Genomic DNA, 1850 nt, shown 5'->3' on the forward strand with positions numbered 1-1850 from the left:
CTTCATTCTACCAGAGTTCTGCAAACCATGTCTTCTTTTATCCTCTTTTCAATTTGCGAAACTTATTGTACCTTATCTATGAACGGCAACGTCACGAAGCTCGTCACGAACTTTTTTGAGTTCTGCATACGCTTCTTTTTTTGCGGTAAGCAGGTCGGCAAATTCCACCTGCAAGCTCTTGACGGTCGGGAGCTTCTTCACGCCAAGTTCGTCAAATGCTTTCTTTGCCGCCTTGTGGATGATGATGTCGTCCTCGTGTTCCTCCAAAAACTTTTTAGAGTAACCGGACTTCCGATAGGCAACGTACATGTCTCTCGTTTTTGAATAATTGACGATATGCGTTTTCAGTACGTTTATCTCGGCAATACGATTTTGAGCTTCTGTGATTTTCGCAGAAAGCTCTTTTTCTTTTGCCGCCAGTTCTGACTTGCGAGCTGACATTGCATCATAGTCAAGACCGTGCTCATCCATATAGAGTTTAGTCTTTGCCATTCGCTTTAGGTTCTCAACCGTAGCCCAACGACGATAGCCTTCACCCTTGCCGGCGGCGAGCTTGGCTTGAATGTCGATAATGCTTTGTGCTCGGTTTGCATCCCACACGGCTCTGTGTTTTTTCGGAGTATGAGTTTTCTGACCTTTGATGATAGCACGGATAGCATCCTCAGAGTATTCATCACCAAGGGTGTACATTCTGATGTTTTGCTTGAAATCGGGATGAACGAAGGTAAGGTGTTTTCCGTTTTTTACGCTAAAGCCCTGTTCAGCAAGAAGGGATAAGAACGCATCGAAGTCGTGGGGCTTTTGTTCCAGAGCCTCATCTATTGCAATTCTCAACAATTCACGATTGGACTGTTTTCCCTTAGAGAACCTCAAAGGCATAGAAGGAAATCGGCTTGCACATCATTTCTTCTGCAAACTTTTGATATTCGGCTTGTGTCCAGAAAAGCATTTCACGAGACTTTTCTTTTCCCATATTGCCCGCCTTTTGTGCTGGGTTGCTTGGAAGGTCATAGAATTTTACTGCGTGGTTGAAGATGGCACTAAGCTGATTGTGGATGGTTTTAAGATAAACCGGAGAATACGGCTCTCCATTGTCGTCACACATTTTCAGCATTTGATTTTGCCATGTTACAACATCTCTTGGCTTGATGTCGCACATACGCTTCTTTCTGAAATAAGGAAGGATTTTGCTTTCGATAACGCTCTCCTTCATCTTCCAAGTGCTGAGCTTGATGCGGTCTTGCATATTCTTTTTGTAGAGTTCGTAGAAAGCCTCAAAAGTCATTTCGAGGTTTCCTGCGTTTTCGAGGAAGAAGTTACGCTCCCATTCGGTTGCTTCACGCTTGGTTTCAAACCCTCGCTTTACTTTGCGGTCAGCTTCGCCCTTCCAGTTGGTATATCTTGCGGAGACATACCAGGTTCCGTTTCTGTCTTTGTAAACAGCCATTGCTTTTTACCTCCTTGGTTTGTTTGCGGCTCGTAGCCGTAGATTTGCTCCTCAAGGTATTTTCGATTAACACGACCATTTACAACGATGTAGCCTTTGGCAGCCATCTCCTCGTTCAAACGCTTAATAATTCTATACGCCTCGGATTGAGATACTCCCAAAAGACGAGTCACTTCATCAGCTTTTATAAACAAACATTCAGCCATTATTCTGAACCTCCTATTTGGTGATAAGGAAGAACCCTTTCACTTATTTGGAATTTCAGAGGGGTAAAATTCAACCGGTATCAAAAACTTTTTGAAAAAATTTTTGTTTTACCCCTGGCTTGTAAATGGTAATATAAAGTACAGAGTTTTTCGCCACTAAAAGTACACACTTTTTCGCCACATAAAGCGCAGAGTTT

3 protein-coding genes are annotated in these 1850 nt (G+C 43.0%); all 3 read right to left on the minus strand.

Annotation, left to right across the window (positions count from 1 at the left end; all coding sequences use genetic code 11):
- Positions 1 to 72: 72 nt before the first annotated feature.
- Genes I2E77_RS13605 through I2E77_RS14200 form a run of 3 tightly spaced genes read right to left on the minus strand, consistent with a single transcriptional unit; the run spans position 73 to position 1653 of the window.
- Entirely contained in the window at positions 73 to 837 is a 765-nt protein-coding gene (locus I2E77_RS13605; RefSeq protein WP_195451501.1) for a relaxase/mobilization nuclease, read from the minus strand.
- Positions 838 to 859: 22 nt separating this feature from the next.
- A complete protein-coding gene (locus I2E77_RS13610) occupies positions 860 to 1447 on the minus strand; it encodes an Arm DNA-binding domain-containing protein (protein WP_195451502.1) in 588 nt (195 codons plus the stop codon).
- The gene (locus I2E77_RS14200; RefSeq protein ID WP_330608986.1) at positions 1363 to 1653 is read right to left on the minus strand and encodes a hypothetical protein; all 291 of its coding nucleotides are present in this window, start codon (positions 1651 to 1653) and stop codon (positions 1363 to 1365) included. Before I2E77_RS14200 ends, I2E77_RS13610 begins: the two co-directional genes overlap by 85 nt.
- Between the last annotated feature and the right edge of the window lie 197 nt (positions 1654 to 1850).

Origin of the sequence: Anaeromassilibacillus sp. 1001302B_160321_C8, from assembly GCF_015554745.1 — a bacterium.
Taxonomy (GTDB): domain Bacteria; phylum Bacillota; class Clostridia; order Oscillospirales; family Acutalibacteraceae; genus Anaeromassilibacillus; species Anaeromassilibacillus stercoravium.